Below are 18,411 nucleotides of genomic sequence, written 5' to 3'. Positions count from 1 at the left end.
CCACCCATATTAGAGCGGTTGCAGTGGATTGTCCGAATTGAGTACCCGAACGATCAACGCGCGTTCCTGCACCTTGATGCGTTCGTGCAGCGTCTCTTCATCATCACCCAACTCCACCGGCACGGGCACCTGAGCGAGAATGCGGCCAGTATCGACGCCTTCGTCCACCACATGCACCGTCGATCCGGTGACCCGCACCCCGTAGGCAAGGGCATCCGGCACCGCGTGCGCCCCTGGGAAAGAAGGCAACAACGCAGGATGCGTATTGATCATCCGGCCCGCAAACTCCGCCAGAAATTCCGGCCCAACAATCCGCATAAATCCAGCCGATACGACAATGTCCGGGTTGTGCTCCGCGACCGCGTCCCGCAGTGCGATGTTCCATGCACTGCGATCGTCGCCGGCAGTGAAGCTCACTGTCCGTACCGCGATCCCAGCCCGCTGCGCCTTATCGACGGCCGGGCACTGGCGATCTGTCACGACGCCGACCACCTCATATTTGTCTCCAGAGGCGGCGATGAGCGCTTCCATCAGGCTTCCAGTTCCGGAGGCCATGATGACCACGCGGCGGCTACTTTTTGTCATTATTTTTCTCCTTGAGCCCGAGCGGCACGGCATTGCCGGCTTGTGTTGCGTCGTCTTCGTCTACTGAAGTCTCAGATTCTACTTCTATACCTTTATTATCTACTGTCCCGTGCGCCTCTATCGTTTCAGCTTCATCAGCCGGCTCGGTGACCTCATCTGCTTCTTTGGTTTCTTCCCCATCTTCAGCTACTTCAGGTTCAGCAGCCTCAGCTTCACCTTCCTGGGCTTCCTGGCCATCTTCGCCGACTTCCCCACCCGCCTCAGCCACGGCAGTTGCAGGTGCGTACTCGACTACTTCACCTCCATCATCGGCACCCGAACGGGCAGCAAACTTGGCCACACCCACCAGAACCAAACCCGACCCAACGAGCCACACCGGAACCAGTAGCAGGGCCAGCCACCACACTGGGCCAACGAAACCATGCTGCCCCATCGATCCGCTAGTAAACAGCAACAGCACAGCCGTGAGGACAATCGTCCAGATAGCAGCGCATCCGACGTCGAGAAGCGGGCGCTGGGCGCGCAGCAGCGGACGGTAGCTGACCGCAAACCCAACCAACAAAGCAATCGCCAACAAAGCCCAGGCGTAGGGCCACACCGATGCGGGCACAGCAACCAATACCGGCAGAGGCGGCAACGGGACGAGGAAAGCTCCAAAAAGACTAAGCGCGCCTCGTCCAATTGCCAGCTCGACCCCGGTAAGCACCATGGCAGCAAACATCGCCATATTAGGTAGGTACAACACACTCAAGCCGATGAGGTTCCCGCGGGCCGCCGGGTCAGTATAGGCACCAAAAACCTCGCCTAGTTGGCCCGCATGTGCAACTATCGACACCAAAACCGCCACCAAACCAACGGCCCCGAGGCCAGCGAGATAACGAAGCGCGATCACAAGCCCATCAAAAATTTCCGCTGGCAGGTTAAACCTCTTAAGCAGCGCCCGCCATAGGCGAGACCCCATGCCGAAGGCGAAGCCCAACAGAGATGTCATCAACGTGCGGGACAGGACCAACCCCACAGACGGCACCGCTACCGGCAACACCTGTGCAGCATCCAGCAACATGGCCACCGCAGTCAACGACAATAGGAGCGGTACGCCCGCGACGCACGCCACAAGCACATACAGATCGGCGAGAGAGACGCGGTCTTTCACCACGCCATACACTCGTCGCGCACCCAGAGCCACCACGCCCATCATGGGCAACAGCGGCACGATTGCTAATTGCGTACTGGAGCTTGCTACGGGAGCCCCCTGCGATATCAGCCAAAGCTGGGCGATGGTCGCAGGCAACGCAACGAAGCTTGAATTCGTTAACAAAATGCCAGCGATCGCCACCACCAACAAAAATGGGATGACGATCACATTGGTTATTAGTACCCGAGGCAGGAAAATCTTGAGCCGCCCCCTATAAGTGGTGTGATCCGTGGTCGAATTCACTGCCGATGACGCTGAAGCGGCGGAACGGTCCAGCTTTTTATTCCCCTCCCGCACCTTACCCCGCGAGCGGGCAGATCGGGCCGGGCGGGCCTGTGGGCTTACGTTTTTACTCATCTAGTCCACTGTGCCACGACACAAAACCCGATGGTCGGAACCCGCGCCCATCACCGTTCAAATTGCCAAAAATTAGACGAACCTGAGACAATACCTATCGTTGGATTTTTAAAGACCTATTGCCTGCAACCCTCAATTGCAGGTTGAGACTTTTCCTTTAGCGTTGTAATCATTTCGTGACATTTTGCCAAAATTGCTGAATTTCGCTTGCCTCGGTTGTAACGAAGCGCTATCGTGAAACCTCGTTAGGTAACGAGACGGTCACAATTTTCGATTGTGAGCAAACGGAGGAAGAAGGCTTCATGCAAAAGCATGCACCGCGGAACGGCGTAGGACGCCACCGCAAGCAGAGCGTATCGCCGACGACCAAAGGACGCGTCGCCCTCGTCGCAGTCGCAACTGGTGCGGTTTCCACCGCAGGTGCTGGTGGAGTAGCTGTAGCTGAAGCTCAACACGCTGAAGTTAAGCAAGAGCCAAACATCGATTTGGCAGCTAACACCGGTGCAGCACTATCCAGTGAAGCACCACAGATCTTGGCCATCGCCGAGTTCAAACCAATGGCTAATCTGACTGACCAGGTCACCAAAGCCGTGCAATACAACAATGAACGCGTCGCAGCTGACAACGCTGCCCGCGCTCCTCAGACCGCAAAGCCAGCCGAAGGCACGTTCACCTCCGGTTTCGGCCCACGCTGGGGTTCCTTCCACTCCGGAATTGACATCGCCAACGCTGTTGGCACCCCAATCCTCGCCGTAATGGATGGCACCGTCATCGACTCCGGCCCTGCTTCCGGCTACGGCAACTGGATCCGCATCAAGCACGAAGACGGCTCCATATCGGTCTACGGCCACATGGAAACCCTTGACGTTGCTGTTGGTCAGCACGTCACCGCTGGCCAGAAGATCGCCGGCATGGGCAACCGTGGTTTCTCCACCGGATCTCACCTGCACTTCGAAATCCACCCCTCTGGCCAGGGCGCTGTAGACCCTGTGCCATGGCTCGCAGCTCGTGGCATCCACGTCTAAAGCTTTACGCTAGGCCAGAAACCTCCTTGCAAGCGCTTGATCGGCGCCTCCAAGGAGGTTTTTGCTGTCCGGAACAGCTAGAGCTTTTCCATCGGCACCCCGCCGATCAGCATCAACCGCACGGTCCCTGCCGAGCCGAAGTCGATAATCGCCGTTGCCCGTGGCCCCGTCCCCTCACAGGAGACCACCGTGCCGAGCCCGTACTTTTCGTGCACAACCCGGTCCCCAGCTACCAAAGTGAGATTGTTGTTCTTCTTTGGTGCCTTCGGCAAAGTTGGTTTCTTTGACTGTGCCCCGCGTGCACCTCGGCCACCGGAATTCCAGCCGTCGCTACCAAGCCCAGTCCCGGCACTACCCCAGCTAGACCCGCCAGCGCCCCAGCTAGACCCGCCAGCGCCCCAGCCGGAGCCACCAGACCCGCCAGCGCCCCAGCCGGCCCCATAAGAGTTTTCGGGCTCTTCCCGTTTCCAGTCGATGAGGTCCGACGGGATCTCACTCAAGAATCGGGAGGCCGGATGTGCTACCGGATTGCCCCAGGAGCTGCGCAGCATCGTTCTGGTCAGGTACAGGCGCTGTCGGGCGCGCGTAATGCCTACATAGGCTAGGCGGCGTTCTTCTGCCAACTCTTTGGCGTCGCCCAGCGCCCGCAAATGCGGGAACTGTCCGTCCTCCCAGCCGGTAACAAAAACCACCGGAAACTCGAGTCCCTTTGCAGTGTGGAGCGTCATTAAGGTGACCACGCCCTGGCTGGCTTCATCGTTGTCCGGGATCTGGTCAGCGTCAGCAACCAGGGAGACGCGTTCGAGGAACGCCTGCAAAGACCCCGGCGCCGGCTCACCTTCCTCCGGGTCATAGGTCTCGCCATCCATTTCTTCGAAAGCAAGCAAGTTAGCTGCCTCCGAAGAAAACTCCCGCGCGATGGACACCAACTCATTGAGGTTGTCGAGTCGTGCGCCGTCCTGTGGATCGTTAGACGCCTCCAGCTCCGCCTTGTAGCCTGTGACGTCGAGAACATCGGAGACCACCGCGCCAATGTTCGGTAGCTGGGTCACTGAGTCAATGCGGGTGCTGGCTTGCTCGCGCAAACCGTTCATCATGTCTACGAATTTGGCCACGGCATTACGCCCCCGCCCGCCCAGCATGGTGACGTCGCCGTTCGCGGCGTCGACAAGCGCCTCGGCGAAGGAAATCCCGGTGTTTTCGGCGTGGAGGGCGATGAATGCGAGCGCGCGGTCGCCGATTCCTCGTCGCGGTGTGTTGATGATACGACGCAGCGACATCTCGTCGCCGGGATTGTCCAACACACGCAGGTAAGCGACGATGTCGCGGATTTCTTTACGCTCGTAGAAGCGGGTGCCTCCGACCACCTTGTATGGGATTCCTGCCCGCATGAACACATCTTCCAGCGCGCGGGAGGAATTGTTGGTGCGGTACATGATGGCGATGTCACCAAAATTCATCCCGGAATCCACCAAGGAATCGATTTCGGCGGACACGAAACGCGCCTCGTCGTGCTCGTTGTCGGCGACGTAACCGATGATCGGCTCTCCTTCGCCCAGCGCGGTCCATAGTTTCTTTTCCCGACGGTTCTCATTCTGGGAGATCACCGCGTTTGCAGCGGACAGAATCGTCTGAGTGGAACGATAATTTTGCTCGAGCAGGATGGTCCGTGCTTCCGGATAGTCGTGCTCAAATTCTTCGATGTTGCGGATGGTGGCACCACGGAAGGCATAGATTGACTGGTCGGCATCGCCCACCACTGCGAGTTCGGCAGGTGGCACCGCAAAAGGATCGGTCGAAGGGCGGCCGACGAGGAGGGAAACCAGGACGTATTGGGCGTGGTTGGTGTCCTGGTATTCGTCAATGAGCACGTGGCGGAAGCGCCTGCGGTAGTGATCGGCTACCTCTGGGTGCTCCTGGAAAATGCGGACTACCTCGCCGATCAGGTCATCGAAATCAACCGCGTTGGCGGCCCGGAGGCGACGTTGGTACTCACCGTAGACCGTCGCGACCGTGGTGGCATACGGCTCTCCCCCAGCCTCCTCCTGGGCCTGCGCCACGCCCACCAGCTCATTTTTGTGATTCGAGATCGCCGTGGCCAGGCCGCGGGCACTGAAGCGTTTCGCGTCGAGCTGCATGTCCTTCGCGATCATCGTTAGCAATCGCTTGGAGTCGTCGGAGTCATAAATGGTGAAGTTCGTGTTCAGGCCGTCGACAAGCGCAGCTTGCTGCCGCAGGATGCGCACGCAGGTCGAGTGGAACGTCGAGACCCACATCCGTTCCGCGACCGGACCCACCAGCCCCATCACACGCTCGCGCATTTCATTGGCGGCTTTGTTGGTGAACGTAATAGCCAGGATCTGGCTCGGATGCACCCCACCGCGCAGCAGGTACGCGATGCGCCGGGTGAGCACCGCGGTTTTGCCCGACCCGGCGCCCGCCACGATCAACAGCGGCACGCCACGATGCTCGACGGCAGCTTTTTGCTGCGGGTTCAAACCCGCAGTGAGATCCTCCACTGAGCCGAAGGCGTCAGCAGAGCTTATCGACGCCCGGTCGGCCGCCGGCTCTGATGGACGTGTGACACGCTGATTACCCGAAAACGGAGAGGCTGAATTCATCATGATGTCCCTAGCTTAACTGGTACCCCCGACACTTCGAACACTTCATTCGAACATACAGCTCAACGACTATGATGGACTGCTATGTCCAGTCCTGATTTCGAAATCCGCATGCCGTCGGGTACCGACGATCCGCTATCCGATGCCGAAATCCAGCAATATCGCGAGGAAATCAACCGTCTCGATGGCATCATCCTCGATGCAGTAAAGCGGCGCGCGGCCGTCTCCAAAGCAGTCGGCCGCACCCGCATGGGTTCTGGTGGGACCCGGCTGGTCCATACCCGCGAAGTAGCGATTATCAACCGGTTCCGCGACGAGATCGGCGAAGAAGGGCCCGCTCTCGCAGCCATTTTGTTGCGGATGGGACGCGGCAAACTGGGCTGAGGTCGAGGCCAGCACGAAGGTGCGAACGCGACTACCCTGGACAGGGTTAGATCTACTGACCACTATCAAGGGGAGATCCCATGTCTTTCGACGTCACTTCGACCGCTGAATGGGCCGCGCTGCAGGCACACAAGGCCAGCATCGACGCCACCACGCTCCGCGAGCTCTTCGCCACCAACCCGAAGCGTGCCCAAGAGCTCACGTTTGATGCGGCAGGTCTGCGGGTGGATCTCTCCAAGAACCTCGTTGACGCCGAGGCTGTCGACAAGCTCATCGCCCTCGCGGAAGCTGCACAGCTGCAGTCGCGCATCGAGGAGATGTTCAACGGCGTCCACATCAACAACACCGAAGATCGGGCGGTACTCCACACCGCACTGCGCAAGCCAGTTGAGGAAGACTTCCAGGTGGATGGCCAAGATGTCGCCGCGGATGTCCACGAGGTACTCGGACGCATGCGGGACTTCGCGCACGCCTTGCGTTCCGGCGAGTGGCTCGGCCACACCGGCCACACCATCAAGACCGTCGTCAACATTGGCATCGGTGGCTCCGACCTCGGCCCAGCCATGGCCGTCAAGGCACTGCGCCACTACGCAGTTGCCGGGATCAATGCGAAGTTCGTCTCCAATGTTGACCCCGCGGATATGGTGGCTACCCTCGATGAGCTGGACCCACACTCCACCCTGTTCGTCATCGCGTCCAAGACGTTTACCACCCAAGAAACGCTGGCCAACGCACACGCCGCCAAGCGCTGGTTGCTCGAGCAATTCGACGGCGACGAGTCCGCTATTGCCAAGCACTTCGTCGCGGTGTCGACCAACGCGGAAAAAGTAGCCGAGTTCGGTATTGATACCAACAACATGTTTGGGTTCTGGGACTGGGTAGGCGGCCGCTACTCCGTGGATTCCGCCATTGGCCTGTCCCTCATGGCCGTCATCGGCCCAATGGACTTCATGCGGTTCCTCGGCGGCTTCCACGCCATGGACGAACACTTCCGCACCACCCCATTCGCCCACAACGTTCCTGTCCTCATGGGGTTGCTCGGCGTCTGGTACACCGACTTCTTCGGCGCCGACACCCACGCGGTGCTGCCCTACTCTGAGGACCTTTCCCGCTTCCCGGCCTACCTGCAGCAGCTCACGATGGAGTCCAATGGCAAGTCCGTGCGTCACGACGGCAGCGCCGTCACTGCACCGACTGGCGAAATCTACTGGGGCGAACCAGGCACTAACGGCCAGCACGCCTTCTTCCAACTCATGCACCAAGGCACCCGCCTGATCCCGGCTGACTTCATCGGATTCGCGCGCCCGAAGCAGGACCTCGTCACCGCCGACGGCACCGGTTCCATGCATGATCTGCTCATGTCCAACTTCTTCGCGCAGACTAAGGTCCTCGCTTTTGGCAAGAACGCCGAGGAGATCGCTGCCGAAGGTGTTCCGGCCGAGCTGGTCAACCACAAGGTCATGCCAGGCAACCGCCCAACCACCACCATTCTGGCGGAGGAGCTCACTCCAGCCATTTTGGGCGCCTTGATCGCACTCTACGAGCACATCACCTTCGTGCAAGGCGTGCTGTGGGACATCAACTCCTTCGACCAGTGGGGCGTGGAGCTCGGTAAGAAGCAGGCCGGGGACCTGCTCCCGGCAGTTACCGGCGCCCAAACCGTCGACTCAGGCGATACCTCCACCGACGCGCTGATCGAGTGGTACCGCGCGAAGCGTTAGCGAAAGCGTGACATCGCTCTGACATATGCAGAAACTCATTGACTGGGTCGTATCACTCATGGGCGCGCTGGGCGCGCCTGGAGTGGGAATTGCGATCTTCCTCGAGAACATTTTTCCACCCATCCCGTCCGAATTGATACTTCCACTAGCGGGATTCACCGTCGGACAGGGCGGGATGAACTTTATCGCTGCCCTTGTCTGGGCAACGGTGGGCTCTATTCTTGGCGCCCTGCTGCTCTACTGGGTGGGTGCGAAGTTTGGAGCACAGCGGCTTCGCCAGATCGCGGACTGGATGTGGCTCACGGAACCGGAAGATGTAGACAACTCGCTGGATTGGTTTCAACAACACGGGCAGTGGTCCGTCTTCTTCGCACGTCTCATTCCCGGTGTTCGATCATTGATCAGCATTCCAGCTGGTATCGACCGCATGAGCCTACCGAAGTTCACCATGTTAACCGCAGCAGGCTCTCTGCTCTGGAATGCAGTGCTCATCGGACTGGGAATGTGGCTTGGCGAACGTTACCATGTGGTTTCCGACGTTATCGACAAGTATTCAACGGTGATATACGCAATTATCGCTGCGGCTATCTCCTATGTGGTCTACCGGATGTGGCGCCGAAAGGAACGTCGAAAAGCCCGGCGCAGAAGGAAAACTACATCTTGATCATCGGTTCGTAGCCGAATGGGATGCGGTCGCCGGAGACGATCTGCTTGCCAAATGGGAAGCAGGTGATCGGGATCAACTTGATGTTGGCCCAGGCAAACGGAATGCCGACGATGGTGACAGCCAGGGCGCAAGCGGTAATCACATGGTTGATCGCTAGCCACACTCCGGCGACCAGGAACCAGATGACGTTAGCGATCGCTCCCATCGTCGTGCCACCGCCGGTAGGTGCCACTACCGTCCGGCCAAACGGCCACAGCATGTAGTTTGCGATGCGGAAGCTTGCCACGCCGGCTGGGATGGTCACGATGAACAAACACGCGACGATCCCAGCCAGATAGTAGGACAGTGCGAGCCAGAACCCGCCGAAAAGGAACCACACAATATTGAGGAGAGTTTTCATGCCCTCCACACTAGGACGGATTCTGGAACGCTGCCGAAGTTAGTGGGACATCGCCGCGATGCGGGACTGGAATTCCCTGATCGCCCTGTCGATAGCTTCCCGGACTTGCGCGGACTTAGCTGGGTTCATCGAAATTCCGATGCCGACCAACGCCGAGAACAGCAACCCGACTCCCATAATCAAGCCAGAGCCGATCTTGACAGCCATAATGGAGCCGTCCACTCCCCCTGGCTGCGTCAGTTTGTTGTCACCTGGTTTGGTCGGTTCGGCGGGTGCGCCTGCGCCGAGGTCGATAGGAACCATCACCTTCGTACCGGCATCGGTCGTGATGGTCACCATCTGGATTCCTCGCAGGTCAGCAGGAACATTTAGGGTGAGGGTGGCGGTGCCCAAGGTCGCGGCGCTCGCGTCACCGCCGGCTTGGTTGATCGGCGCGCTGCTGGTTGCCTCACCTAGGGTTGCTGTGACAGACGTGGCGGACTCGCCATGCTCTAAAGCCAGCGAGTTCAGCTCGATGTTCAGCGGTTTACCTGGCTCAGGCTGGTTGGCGAAATGCACTCCCGTGGCAACCTGCGACGTGCGTGGCGTTACGTCTGGGTGGTCGGACAGGTAGGTGGCGAACAGGTCGACGTCGAGAAGCCCGGACGAGGCCATGGTGCCGTTCTTGAGTGCAGTGAAGCCATCGCCACCGTTGAGCAGGAACGCGCCGGCGGCGACAACGTAGTTGCGGGTCGGGTCGATGGGCTGGCCGTCTACGCTGATCGACGTGATGCGGTTCCCCTTCGGGCGGGTGACGTCGAAGGTGTAGGAGAAGTTGTTAGACCAACCGAGCATGGTGGTGGTCTCGTTGCCGTTCTTCGGCTGCCATTGCTGTTCCAGCACCTGCTTGATCTCAGCGCCACTGAGGGTGGCGTAGGTCATGTCGTTAGCAAAAGGTTGTACGTCGAAGACTTCCTTGTAGGTCACCTCTCCGGCAAAGAGGTCTGCGCGCACGCCGCCGGGGTTGATCAGGCCAAGATCTGGCTTCACGGAAGTCTTATCCGCGATGCCCTGCTTCGTCGCTTCTGCGATGAGGTTGGCCAGTTGGGACTCATTCAGTCCACGAAGGAAGTCGTGGTTGAGGGTGGTCACCGCGCGGTTGCCCTCGGTGGCGGCAGCCGCCACTGCCTTATCGACGATCGCCTGGATCGACGCATTCGGGGTGGTACCGCATTCTTGCATCATGGTTGCCGCATCAACCACCTGCGACTGGATATCGATGAGTTTCTTCGTCGCGGGATCAAACGTGAAGTCCAGGTCAGCGATGTTACGGCCGAAGCTGCCGGCTTGTGCCCACACGAACGGCGAGCCGTCGGCACGCGTGATCTTCTCATTGCCCACCAGGTGGGTGTGCCCGCCGAGGGCAGCGTCAACGTCCGGCCCGAACTGGGCTGCAGTGAGGTTTCCTTCGTGGATCAGGGCAACCACCACGTCTGCTTCGCCCGACTTCTTCAACTCGGTTGCCAGTTGGTTCGTCACTTCGAGCGGGTTCGCAAAATTTAGGCCCGTGACGGCGTCCGCGGCCACGATCTGAGGGGTCGTGTCCGTCACTGTACCGACGAACGCCACTTTCACGCCGTTTAAGTCCTTGACCACATAAGACTTCAGGTCCGGGTTGTCGCCAGTGATGTTGCCACCGAGGTAAGGGAACTTCGCTTCGCCATCGCCGTTGATACCGACCCGACCGGTAAGATCCGAAAATCCCTTATCAAATTCGTGGTTGCCCACCGCGGATGCTTCGAGCCCCATCGCATTCAGCATCTCCATGGTTGGGGCGTCCTGCAGCAATGCCGAGGAAAATGAGGACCCGCCAATGTTGTCTCCCGAGGAGACGAATGCCTGGGGATTGCCGTCGGCAAGCTTAGGCACCATGCACGCCAACACGGCAGCACCCGGGTCGACGACCTCACCGGTCTTCTTTGTGGTTTGCTCGAAGTGGCCGTGGAAGTCGGTGATCGCGGTGACGTTGAACTTCACCGGCGCGGTCTGTGCATTCGCTACTGCTGCGTGCTGGGCTGCGAGTGCGCAAACGACACCCACAGATAGGGTGCCGAGCTTGGACTTTGGGATCATGCTCTCTCCTGGTTAGACGAAACAAACTAACTCATCCATCTTCGGCCGTAACCAAGTTTTTCGCCCGCTGATGAGAAGAGAATTCGCCAAGTATTCACCTAGCCGCGAAGTGCTTTAAACTTTCTTCATGCCTGCCGACAACATTCGTCTTTCCGACGCCGACCGCGCCCGCGCGATGGAAGCGCTCGGCACCTACTTCGCCGAGGGGCGCCTGACCGTGACTGAATTCGAGGAACGCAGCGGGAAAGCAGCGACGGCCACCACCGCTGGGGAACTCACCCCGCTTTTCGACGACCTTCCCGGCGGCATGCCAACCGCCACCCCGATTGCATCCGCGTCTACCGAGCTAGCTACTTTGAAACGCAAGCGTGACATCTCTAGGGCAGTAGAATCCAGCGCCGGGATTGTTGCTTTCGGGCTCTTCCTTGTGCTGCAATTTGTTTTTAATCTGAACTACGCCTGGGTGCCATTCTTGCTGATCCCCATGGCAGTGGGTGGATCGCGCAAATTCCTCGGGCTCAGCGAGGAAGAAGAAAAGCTACTCAAAGTGCTCGAACGCAAGCAGGTGCAGGAACAAGCGAAACGGCTGGAGGGCTCTTAGCCCTCCAGGTGCGAGCTTTTCGACGGCTGGCACGTCGGACACCACCAGATAATCCGCTCGAGCTCGTCGAACTCAGTGCCCCCTAGGCTCGCCTTCGTGATGAGCGTGCCGCACCGTCGGCAGGGTTTGTTGTTTCGGCCGAACACGTAGCCATTCTCCCCTGCCCGTTTTACCCCAGTGGTGACGCGGATCGGCGAATTTCGATTCGCCCACATGATGCGTCGCGAGATATCAAGGAACTGCCCCACATCCACCTGACTGACCGGGGTCGCCGGATGCACGCCCGCGAGGAAACACACCTCGGCCCGATACTCATTTCCGATGCCAGCGACATTCTTCTGATCGAGCAGTGCCGTGCCGATCGGCCGTTCGGGGTGCTGGAGAATCCGACGTAGGGCCTCGTCACGGCCGTATTCCTCCCAATCTGGGTAGAGAATATCGGGACCGAGGTAGCCCATGCGGTCGACGTACATGTTCGCCGGGAAGACGTCGACAAGCCCCAGCTCAAACCCAACGACTTCGATGGGACCGACCGGGTCTGCGAGGGTGAGGACGACCCGCGCTTTGTGTCCGGGTTTGCGCCACTTGTCGCCACGCCGATGGATAGACCAGGTGCCCTCCATCTTCAGGTGCGTGTGCAGGATTTTCCGCTCCCCGAACTGCATGAACAGGTGCTTGCCGTAGGGCCACACGGCGTCGACGGTCAGGCCGGTGAAGGTCTCCAGCGCGGTGCTCGGGGTGCGCAGGCTCGTATCGACGACCTCGCGCCCGACCATAAACTGCAGACGCTTAGAGAGCTGATAGACGGAATCACCTTCGGGCATGGGAGTGATTGTAGTGCGAACAATCAGCATTCGATTCATCAATCTTTTGACAACTGAATCACAACCACAGTAGCGTGGTGAACATGCTCATTGAACATGTTCACTCGACAGGGCGAGCCCAACAAAAAGAACAAACATCCGAAAAAATTCTCAGCACAGCGTTTCAACTCTTCAATTCACAAGGATTTGAAACAACTACAATTCGCGAAATAGCTAGTCAGGCCGGCGTCAGCGTCGGTCGAGTCATGAAACTTGGCGACAAAAATTCGATCCTGATTCAGGTTATCCATAAACAAATTGAAGTGATTCACGACGAAATACGCGCTAGCTCAACCGAATTAATTGAAGTATTGAAGCCGTTCTTACTTCTTTTCGGAAAAAATCCATCGCTGTCTCAAGCGTATGCTTGCGCATTGATTTCTCAAGATCGGAACGCAAACGACTTGAATCGCATCAAAGCGCTTTTAATTGACGAAATCACTGCACGCCTAAGCGACAACCTCACCCTAGATCAAAAATCCGAATTCGCTTCCCTGTTCTACCATGGCTACCTCGGAATTCTCCTCGGCTGGATCACCGGATTACATGACATTGACGAGCTCGAGCGCCAGTCAAGCTCTTTGATTAATACCCTCGAAAAGGCATTTTTACCCAAATGAACACAATCACTTCAGAACCTCAATGGCCAACACTTCTCATGGCAGCTATTTTGCTTGGCGACATTGCAATGTCAATCAAACCGCTCCGGTTTATTAGGCAGTGTTTGTCTGGAGTGAACTTCCCCGAAAACTGGTGGTGGGCACTTATCCTGATAAAATCCGTAGCCGTTTTAGGATTGCTCATCGGATTACACATTCCAGGTTTTGGAATTGCTGCAATGTGTGGAATCATCGCTTACTTTTGCGCGGCAACCATTGCCCACATTCGAGCAGGATATCTTAAGCAGTCCTTCTGGATTAACTGCCTCGGCATGCTGTCACTCTCAATTGCAGTACTTTTGCTTACGATACTAACTTAGTCGCCTACCGCCGATACCCACCAGACCGAAACGATCGGCCATAAGGAGAGCTAGGCGGCGCCGGCGACTCTTCAACCGAAGAATCGTCAAAACTGATCACGGCTTCACCGAGAGTCCGCCCCGGCCGCTTAGCTGGCGCAGCAGAAGCAGGCACCGCAGCAGTCGCCGATCCATTGATCTTCAGCCCCTTCGGCGTGATCACTGCCCCAGCCTCGCGCAGCTCCGCAATCCAGTCAGAGTCGAACACCGGCGCGCCGTTGATCTTCTCCACAATGACGCGGTCCAAGCGACCAGCGGCCACAGCACCAGCCAGGGCAGAAACCACCGACGTAGCCAGCGACGAACGCGACAGGTCCCCCACCAGCGAGGACTCGAACAAGGTCAAGGTGCGCCCGCCCCGGGTGAGGTGGGCTAGGCAGAGGCCGTCGACAAGCACAACGAGCGCCCCGGCACCGCGGGTCGGCGTAGACCCCGAATCCGGCCACGGCAGAGCCGCCCCATAAGGGTTAGCAGGATCGGAAGCTGCCAACACAAAAGCCGCAGGCGCAGCAGCACCAGAAGGCCACCCCACCAGGTCGGGCGAGTCGGCGAAGGCGCGCAGGCGATCGATGACTGCGGTTGTCGAAAATTGCGAAGCGCCCAGGCCTTCCACCAGGTAACCGCGCATGGCTTTGCCGTTTTCCTCAAAGCGCGCAAGCACCTTGTAGGCCAGGGCGAAACCGCCACTGACATCCTCGGCGACCACGCTGCCCCGCGTGACGACGCCATAACGATCCAGCCAGGCCTCGCCATGTGCCACCGAACGCGAGGTGGCATCCTCGGCGGGTGCCACGGCGAGTGCCCACCGGCCGGTCATATCTGGCGGAGTCCCCGTCGCAGCACGGGTGGCCTGCGAGAACGAGGTCCGGCCCATCCGCAGGCGACCACGGGCGGGGGTGCGACGGGCGCGGTGGGCGGCACCTGCGGCCGGCCCGAACGTCGATAAGCGGGCGCGGACGGCGGCAAAGGAATCGGGAGTCGCAAGGCCTTGGTCGACCAGCGCCCACAACGCTTCGCGCAGCTCAGCGGACTGCACGGTGAGTAGATCATCCTGGAGCTCGGCGAGCAGGTCTTGGAAGTAGAAACCGCCGCCACGCTGCAGCACCTCAAGTACCTGGTCTTGGAGTGGGGTGAGGCCACCGGGTTCGATGAGCGGCGCGAGCTGCGCAGCATAGTCGGCGGGCAGCAACATGATCCACGGGTCTTTCGAACCCGCCACACCCGCGCCAAGGATCCGGACCTCACCGGAGGCCGTCAGCTCATCCAACATAGACGGCGCGTAGTTGCCCACGCGCTGCGGAAACACCAAGGTCTCCCAAGCGCTGGCAGGGAGACGAACCCCGGCGAGCTGCTCGATGACCTGGTAAACGCCATCCGCACCGGCCAGTTGGCCGCGCTCCCCGACCGCGGCGACGCCCAGCCAATCCAACAGGAATCGAGCATAGGCGGACTGCGACACCGGTTCGGCCTGCGCCCGGGCCAGCGCCAGGGACTTCGAGCGGATCATGCGCAGCACTTCGGTGGCGCAATACTCCACGTCCACAACACCAGAGCGGTAGTGGCCTTCAATCACCACTTTGTCCTGCTTAGCCTTAAGAACCGCAGCGTGGGCGGCAGAGAATCCGAGCCCGAAAGCCTGCGAAACGTCCAAAACCGTAAACGGACCGCGGGTGCGTGCAAAACGGTTGACGAGCTGCTGCAACGCATCCGCAATCGGCTCGCGCTGCGCCGAGACTCCAGGCGGGATCGGCACCCCCAGGGCGTCCCGCAGCAGCGGCGCGTCCTGCGACTGCGCCAGATGCTCACGACCGGCGATGCGCACCACCATCACGCGGCCCTTGAGCGCTTCCTGCGCTGCGACCAGGGGCTGCGCAAACAAGCAGTGTGCCTCCAGTTCGTCCACCGGAATCGGGCCGATCAAGCGCAGCGTATCCGCCAGCTCCTCCGGCGTGCGCGCCCGACGCTCGTAGGCGCGACGCTGCAACTGGTCATCCACCTCGACGATCACATCCGCGTCCAGCAGTTCCCGCAGGTCCGCTGTGCCAAGCAGCTTCGCCAGCAGGGATGGGTCCAGCGCTAGCGCCGCCGCACGCTTTTCCGCCAGGGGCGAATCCCCCTCGTACATGAACGCCCCGGTGTAGTTAAACAGCAGGCTAGAAGAAAACGGGCTCGGCTGATCGACGGTCACCTCAGCGATCTGAATCCGACGCTGCTGCAGTTCTTCCTGCACTTTGCGCAGAGCAGGCAAGTCGTAGACGTCCTGCAGGCATTCACGGACGGTCTCCAAGATGATCGGAAACGACGGATACTTACGCGCAACATCCAGCAGCTGCGCTGCCCGCTGGCGCTGCTGCCACAGCGGTGCGCGTTTGCCGGGATTCCGCCGTGGCAGAAGCAGCGCGCGAGCTGCACACTCCCGGAAACGGGCCGCAAACAAGGCCGAGTTGCCCACCTGCTCCTGCACGATCTCCGCGATTTCGTCCGGATCAAACACGAACAAAGACGGCCCCGGTTCCGTGTCAGACTCCGGCAGGCGCAGCACGATCCCATCGTCACCCGCCACGGCCTGAGCATCGATGCCGGTCTCTGCCGCAATGCGCGCACCGATTGCCAGCGCCCACGCAGCGTTAACCCCTCTGCCGAACGGGGTGTGCAAGACCACCCGCCAATCGCCCACTTCATCTCGGAAGCGCTCAACAAGAAGGGTCTTTTCATCCGGTACCAAGCCAGTTGCCGACCGCTGATCCGACAAGAACTGGACCAAGTTGTCCCGAGCGAAGTCATCCAGCCCGATCCCGTCAGCCGCAGCCGGGTCGGCTAGGACGGCGCGTCGAAAAGCCCCGAGCGCGAGGCCAAGCTCATAGGGGCGCCCCACCTGATCACCCGTCCAAAACGGCAAGCGGCCGGTGTGCCCCGGGGCGGGGCTGACCAGCACCTGGTCACGCGTGATGTCCTCGATGCGCCAGCTGGTGGCTCCGAGGGTGAAGACGTCGCCGACGCGGGACTCGTAGACCATCTCCTCGTCGAGCTCACCGACGCGCCGGGGCGCTGCCCCTTCCGCGCCCGAGCCGATCAAGAACACGCCGAACATGCCGCGGTCGGGAATCGTGCCGCCACTGGTCACCGCCACGCGTTGCGCACCGGGGCGGGCGGACAACATACCAGAGGCAGGATCGAGAACCACCCGGGGTTTGAGCTCAGCGAAGTCCGTGGACGGATAGACACCAGAGGCGAGGTCGATGACGGAGTCGAACACGTCGCGGGCCAGCGAGCGATACGGATAGGCCCGCCGCACGGTCTCGTACCACTCGTCTACCTGCAGGTCCTGGTTCACGCAGGCGGCGATCGTTTGCTGAACCAACACGTCGAGCGGGTTGGAAGGGACGTGGAGTTCCTCAATGAGTCCTGCCCGCATGCGCTGGACGGTGACCGCTGTCTGCACCAGATCCGAGCGGTGTTTGGGGTAGAACGAACCATGGGATACCGCGCCCACCGCGTGCCCGGCGCGCCCCACGCGTTGTAGGCCGGAGGCCACCGAGGGGGTGGACTCCACTTGGATCACCAGGTCGACAGCACCCATGTCGATGCCGAGCTCCAACGAAGAAGTTGCCACCACGGCCCGCAGATCACCCGATTTCAGCAGGCTTTCGGTGAGTGCGCGTTCTTCTTTTGACACCGAGCCGTGGTGGGCTCGGGCGATCACCGCGGGGGCTTTGCCGGCCACATCCACTGACTTCATCAGCTGCGCTGGGTCGCGCCTGAGCTGCGGGGATAAGGTTTCCGGGGCGTGCTCGGCGGCGTAGAGCTCGTTGAGGCGCGAGGTAAGGCGCTCCGCCGTCCTTCGCGAGTTCACGAACACAAGCGTCGACTGCGCCCCCATCACCTCTGCAAAGACGCGGGTCTCAATGAACGGCCAGATCGACTTTTGGGTAGGCAGCGCCGACTCCTCGAGCGGCGAGGGACCGGCCAGCCCAAGCGGATCATCCAGTACTGCTTCCCCGATCGGAGAACCTGGGTCGGCGGTCGGTAGGTCTGATAGGTCCGCCACGGGCACCCGCACTACCAGTTCCCACGCCTTTTCTGCGGGTGGGGCGATGATCGCCACGTCTTCCGATCCGCCTAGGAAGGCAGCTACCCGCTCCAGCGGGCGCACCGTGGCCGACAGCCCGATCCGCTGCACCGGCTTGCCCACTAGCATGCTGAGTCGCTCTAGCGTCAACGCCAGGTGCACGCCACGCTTCGTACCGGCCATCGCATGGATCTCATCGACGATCACGGTATCCACCTCGCTCAGGATGGCAGCTGCCTTAGAAGTCAGCATCAAGTACAGCGACTCCGGCGTCGTGATCAGGATGTCCGGTGGGTTGCGCAGCTGCTTGCTGCGTTCGCTAGCTGGGGTATCCCCCGAGCGCACGCCCACGCTTATCGACGGCACGTCGACCCCCAAACGCTCGGCCGTCCGCTGAATCCCCAACAAGGGTGCCCGGAGGTTGTTTTCCACATCCACGCCCAGTGCTTTCAGTGGAGAGATGTAGAGCACCTTTACTTTGCCGCGGCTGGAGTTGGCCGTCGGGGCGTCGACAAGCTGTGGCAAGGGCACCTGACCGGGGGCCTCGACCAGGGAGTTCAAGGCCCACAGGAACGCCGCTAGGGTCTTACCCGAACCGGTAGGGGCTACCACGAGGGCGTGCTGGCCTGAAGAAATAGCTTCCCAGGCCTGTTGTTGTACGGGAGTTGGGGCGGCGAAGACGTCCTCAAACCAGCTGCGTACTTGCGGACGGAAGCGGTCGAGGACGGAAGGGGTCATGTCTCTATCATTGCAAACTACTGTTCGTCAGGCACCACGCCCTGCCACTGAACCG

Annotated in this window: 14 protein-coding genes; 7 read left to right on the top strand and 7 right to left on the bottom strand. The window is 60.1% G+C overall.

The annotated features are described in order from the left end of the window. Window positions 1–9 precede the first annotated feature (9 nt). Together purN and CEPID_RS03725 are read right to left on the bottom strand one after the other, a co-directional pair. Complete coding sequence (gene purN, locus CEPID_RS03730; RefSeq protein ID WP_144413442.1) at window positions 10–585, bottom strand: phosphoribosylglycinamide formyltransferase; 576 nt, start codon at window positions 583–585, stop codon at window positions 10–12. Continuing rightward, on the bottom strand, window positions 572–2,137 hold the full coding sequence (locus CEPID_RS03725) for a cell division protein PerM (RefSeq protein WP_144413441.1): 1,566 nt from the start codon (window positions 2,135–2,137) through the stop codon (window positions 572–574). Before CEPID_RS03725 ends, purN begins: the two co-directional genes overlap by 14 nt. Before the next feature lie 302 nt (window positions 2,138–2,439). On the opposite strand from CEPID_RS03725, the gene CEPID_RS03720 reads away from it, so the two are divergent. After that, a complete protein-coding gene (locus CEPID_RS03720; protein WP_047239816.1) occupies window positions 2,440–3,162 on the top strand; it encodes a M23 family metallopeptidase in 723 nt (240 codons plus the stop codon). A 77-nt stretch (window positions 3,163–3,239) separates the two neighbouring features. Here the strand turns inward: CEPID_RS03720 and CEPID_RS03715 are convergent, their stop codons facing one another. Continuing rightward, a complete protein-coding gene (locus CEPID_RS03715; RefSeq protein WP_047239815.1) occupies window positions 3,240–5,783 on the bottom strand; it encodes a UvrD-helicase domain-containing protein in 2,544 nt (847 codons plus the stop codon). A gap of 84 nt (window positions 5,784–5,867) precedes the next feature. On the opposite strand from CEPID_RS03715, the gene CEPID_RS03710 reads away from it, so the two are divergent. From CEPID_RS03710 to CEPID_RS03700, 3 genes are all read left to right on the top strand, one after another. Then, complete coding sequence (locus CEPID_RS03710) at window positions 5,868–6,167, top strand: chorismate mutase (protein WP_047239814.1); 300 nt, start codon at window positions 5,868–5,870, stop codon at window positions 6,165–6,167. An 80-nt stretch (window positions 6,168–6,247) separates the two neighbouring features. After that, a complete protein-coding gene (gene pgi, locus CEPID_RS03705; protein ID WP_047239813.1) occupies window positions 6,248–7,888 on the top strand; it encodes a glucose-6-phosphate isomerase in 1,641 nt (546 codons plus the stop codon). A gap of 25 nt (window positions 7,889–7,913) precedes the next feature. Further along, window positions 7,914–8,552: a DedA family protein gene (locus CEPID_RS03700; RefSeq protein WP_047239812.1), complete on the top strand. Its 639-nt coding sequence runs from the start codon at window positions 7,914–7,916 to the stop codon at window positions 8,550–8,552. Here CEPID_RS03700 and CEPID_RS03695 read toward each other — a convergent pair. Beyond that, window positions 8,542–8,955 (bottom strand): YccF domain-containing protein, encoded by a 414-nt coding sequence (locus CEPID_RS03695; protein WP_047239811.1) that lies wholly within the window; start codon window positions 8,953–8,955, stop codon window positions 8,542–8,544. The two genes, CEPID_RS03700 and CEPID_RS03695, sit on opposite strands and share 11 nt — an antisense overlap. A gap of 39 nt (window positions 8,956–8,994) precedes the next feature. Then, window positions 8,995–11,067 carry a bifunctional metallophosphatase/5'-nucleotidase gene (locus CEPID_RS03690; protein ID WP_052843353.1) on the bottom strand — a complete coding sequence of 691 codons (2,073 nt, stop codon included), beginning with the start codon at window positions 11,065–11,067 and terminating at the stop codon, window positions 8,995–8,997. A gap of 127 nt (window positions 11,068–11,194) precedes the next feature. Here CEPID_RS03690 and CEPID_RS03685 point away from each other — a divergent pair, with 127 nt between their 5' ends. After that, entirely contained in the window at window positions 11,195–11,668 is a 474-nt protein-coding gene (locus tag CEPID_RS03685; RefSeq protein ID WP_047239810.1) for a DUF1707 SHOCT-like domain-containing protein, read from the top strand. On the opposite strand, the gene CEPID_RS03680 is transcribed toward CEPID_RS03685, so the two are convergent. Continuing rightward, on the bottom strand, window positions 11,665–12,492 hold the full coding sequence (locus CEPID_RS03680) for a DNA-formamidopyrimidine glycosylase family protein (protein ID WP_047241324.1): 828 nt from the start codon (window positions 12,490–12,492) through the stop codon (window positions 11,665–11,667). The genes CEPID_RS03685 and CEPID_RS03680 overlap by 4 nt on opposite strands. A gap of 83 nt (window positions 12,493–12,575) precedes the next feature. On the opposite strand from CEPID_RS03680, the gene CEPID_RS03675 reads away from it, so the two are divergent. Next, window positions 12,576–13,151: a TetR/AcrR family transcriptional regulator gene (locus tag CEPID_RS03675; protein WP_047239809.1), complete on the top strand. Its 576-nt coding sequence runs from the start codon at window positions 12,576–12,578 to the stop codon at window positions 13,149–13,151. Further along, window positions 13,148–13,510, top strand: a complete 363-nt coding sequence (locus CEPID_RS03670; RefSeq protein ID WP_047239808.1) for a DoxX family protein — start codon at window positions 13,148–13,150, stop codon at window positions 13,508–13,510. Before CEPID_RS03675 ends, CEPID_RS03670 begins: the two co-directional genes overlap by 4 nt. Before the next feature lie 4 nt (window positions 13,511–13,514). On the opposite strand, the gene CEPID_RS03665 is transcribed toward CEPID_RS03670, so the two are convergent. Continuing rightward, window positions 13,515–18,356: an ATP-dependent helicase gene (locus CEPID_RS03665; protein WP_047239807.1), complete on the bottom strand. Its 4,842-nt coding sequence runs from the start codon at window positions 18,354–18,356 to the stop codon at window positions 13,515–13,517. Window positions 18,357–18,411: the final 55 nt, after the last annotated feature.

This window comes from Corynebacterium epidermidicanis, from assembly GCF_001021025.1.
Classification (GTDB): domain Bacteria; phylum Actinomycetota; class Actinomycetes; order Mycobacteriales; family Mycobacteriaceae; genus Corynebacterium; species Corynebacterium epidermidicanis.
Note: the sequence above shows the minus strand (reverse complement) of the source record. Positions and strands in the feature narration are given on the sequence as shown.

What these genes read in the sequence shown, in the direction of transcription:
- CEPID_RS03665 (WP_047239807.1), bottom strand. Translation starts at nt 18,356, where the DNA reads ATGACCCCTTCCGTCCTCGACCGCTTCCGTCCGCAAGTACGCAGCTGG.
- CEPID_RS03725 (WP_144413441.1), bottom strand. Translation starts at nt 2,137, where the DNA reads ATGAGTAAAAACGTAAGCCCACAGGCCCGCCCGGCCCGATCTGCCCGC.
- pgi (WP_047239813.1), top strand. Translation starts at nt 6,248, where the DNA reads ATGTCTTTCGACGTCACTTCGACCGCTGAATGGGCCGCGCTGCAGGCA.
- CEPID_RS03670 (WP_047239808.1), top strand. Translation starts at nt 13,148, where the DNA reads ATGAACACAATCACTTCAGAACCTCAATGGCCAACACTTCTCATGGCA.
- purN (WP_144413442.1), bottom strand. Translation starts at nt 585, where the DNA reads ATGACAAAAAGTAGCCGCCGCGTGGTCATCATGGCCTCCGGAACTGGA.
- CEPID_RS03715 (WP_047239815.1), bottom strand. Translation starts at nt 5,783, where the DNA reads ATGAATTCAGCCTCTCCGTTTTCGGGTAATCAGCGTGTCACACGTCCA.
- CEPID_RS03685 (WP_047239810.1), top strand. Translation starts at nt 11,195, where the DNA reads ATGCCTGCCGACAACATTCGTCTTTCCGACGCCGACCGCGCCCGCGCG.
- CEPID_RS03680 (WP_047241324.1), bottom strand. Translation starts at nt 12,492, where the DNA reads ATGCCCGAAGGTGATTCCGTCTATCAGCTCTCTAAGCGTCTGCAGTTT.
- CEPID_RS03710 (WP_047239814.1), top strand. Translation starts at nt 5,868, where the DNA reads ATGTCCAGTCCTGATTTCGAAATCCGCATGCCGTCGGGTACCGACGAT.
- CEPID_RS03690 (WP_052843353.1), bottom strand. Translation starts at nt 11,067, where the DNA reads ATGATCCCAAAGTCCAAGCTCGGCACCCTATCTGTGGGTGTCGTTTGC.
- CEPID_RS03700 (WP_047239812.1), top strand. Translation starts at nt 7,914, where the DNA reads ATGCAGAAACTCATTGACTGGGTCGTATCACTCATGGGCGCGCTGGGC.
- CEPID_RS03675 (WP_047239809.1), top strand. Translation starts at nt 12,576, where the DNA reads ATGCTCATTGAACATGTTCACTCGACAGGGCGAGCCCAACAAAAAGAA.
- CEPID_RS03695 (WP_047239811.1), bottom strand. Translation starts at nt 8,955, where the DNA reads ATGAAAACTCTCCTCAATATTGTGTGGTTCCTTTTCGGCGGGTTCTGG.
- CEPID_RS03720 (WP_047239816.1), top strand. Translation starts at nt 2,440, where the DNA reads ATGCAAAAGCATGCACCGCGGAACGGCGTAGGACGCCACCGCAAGCAG.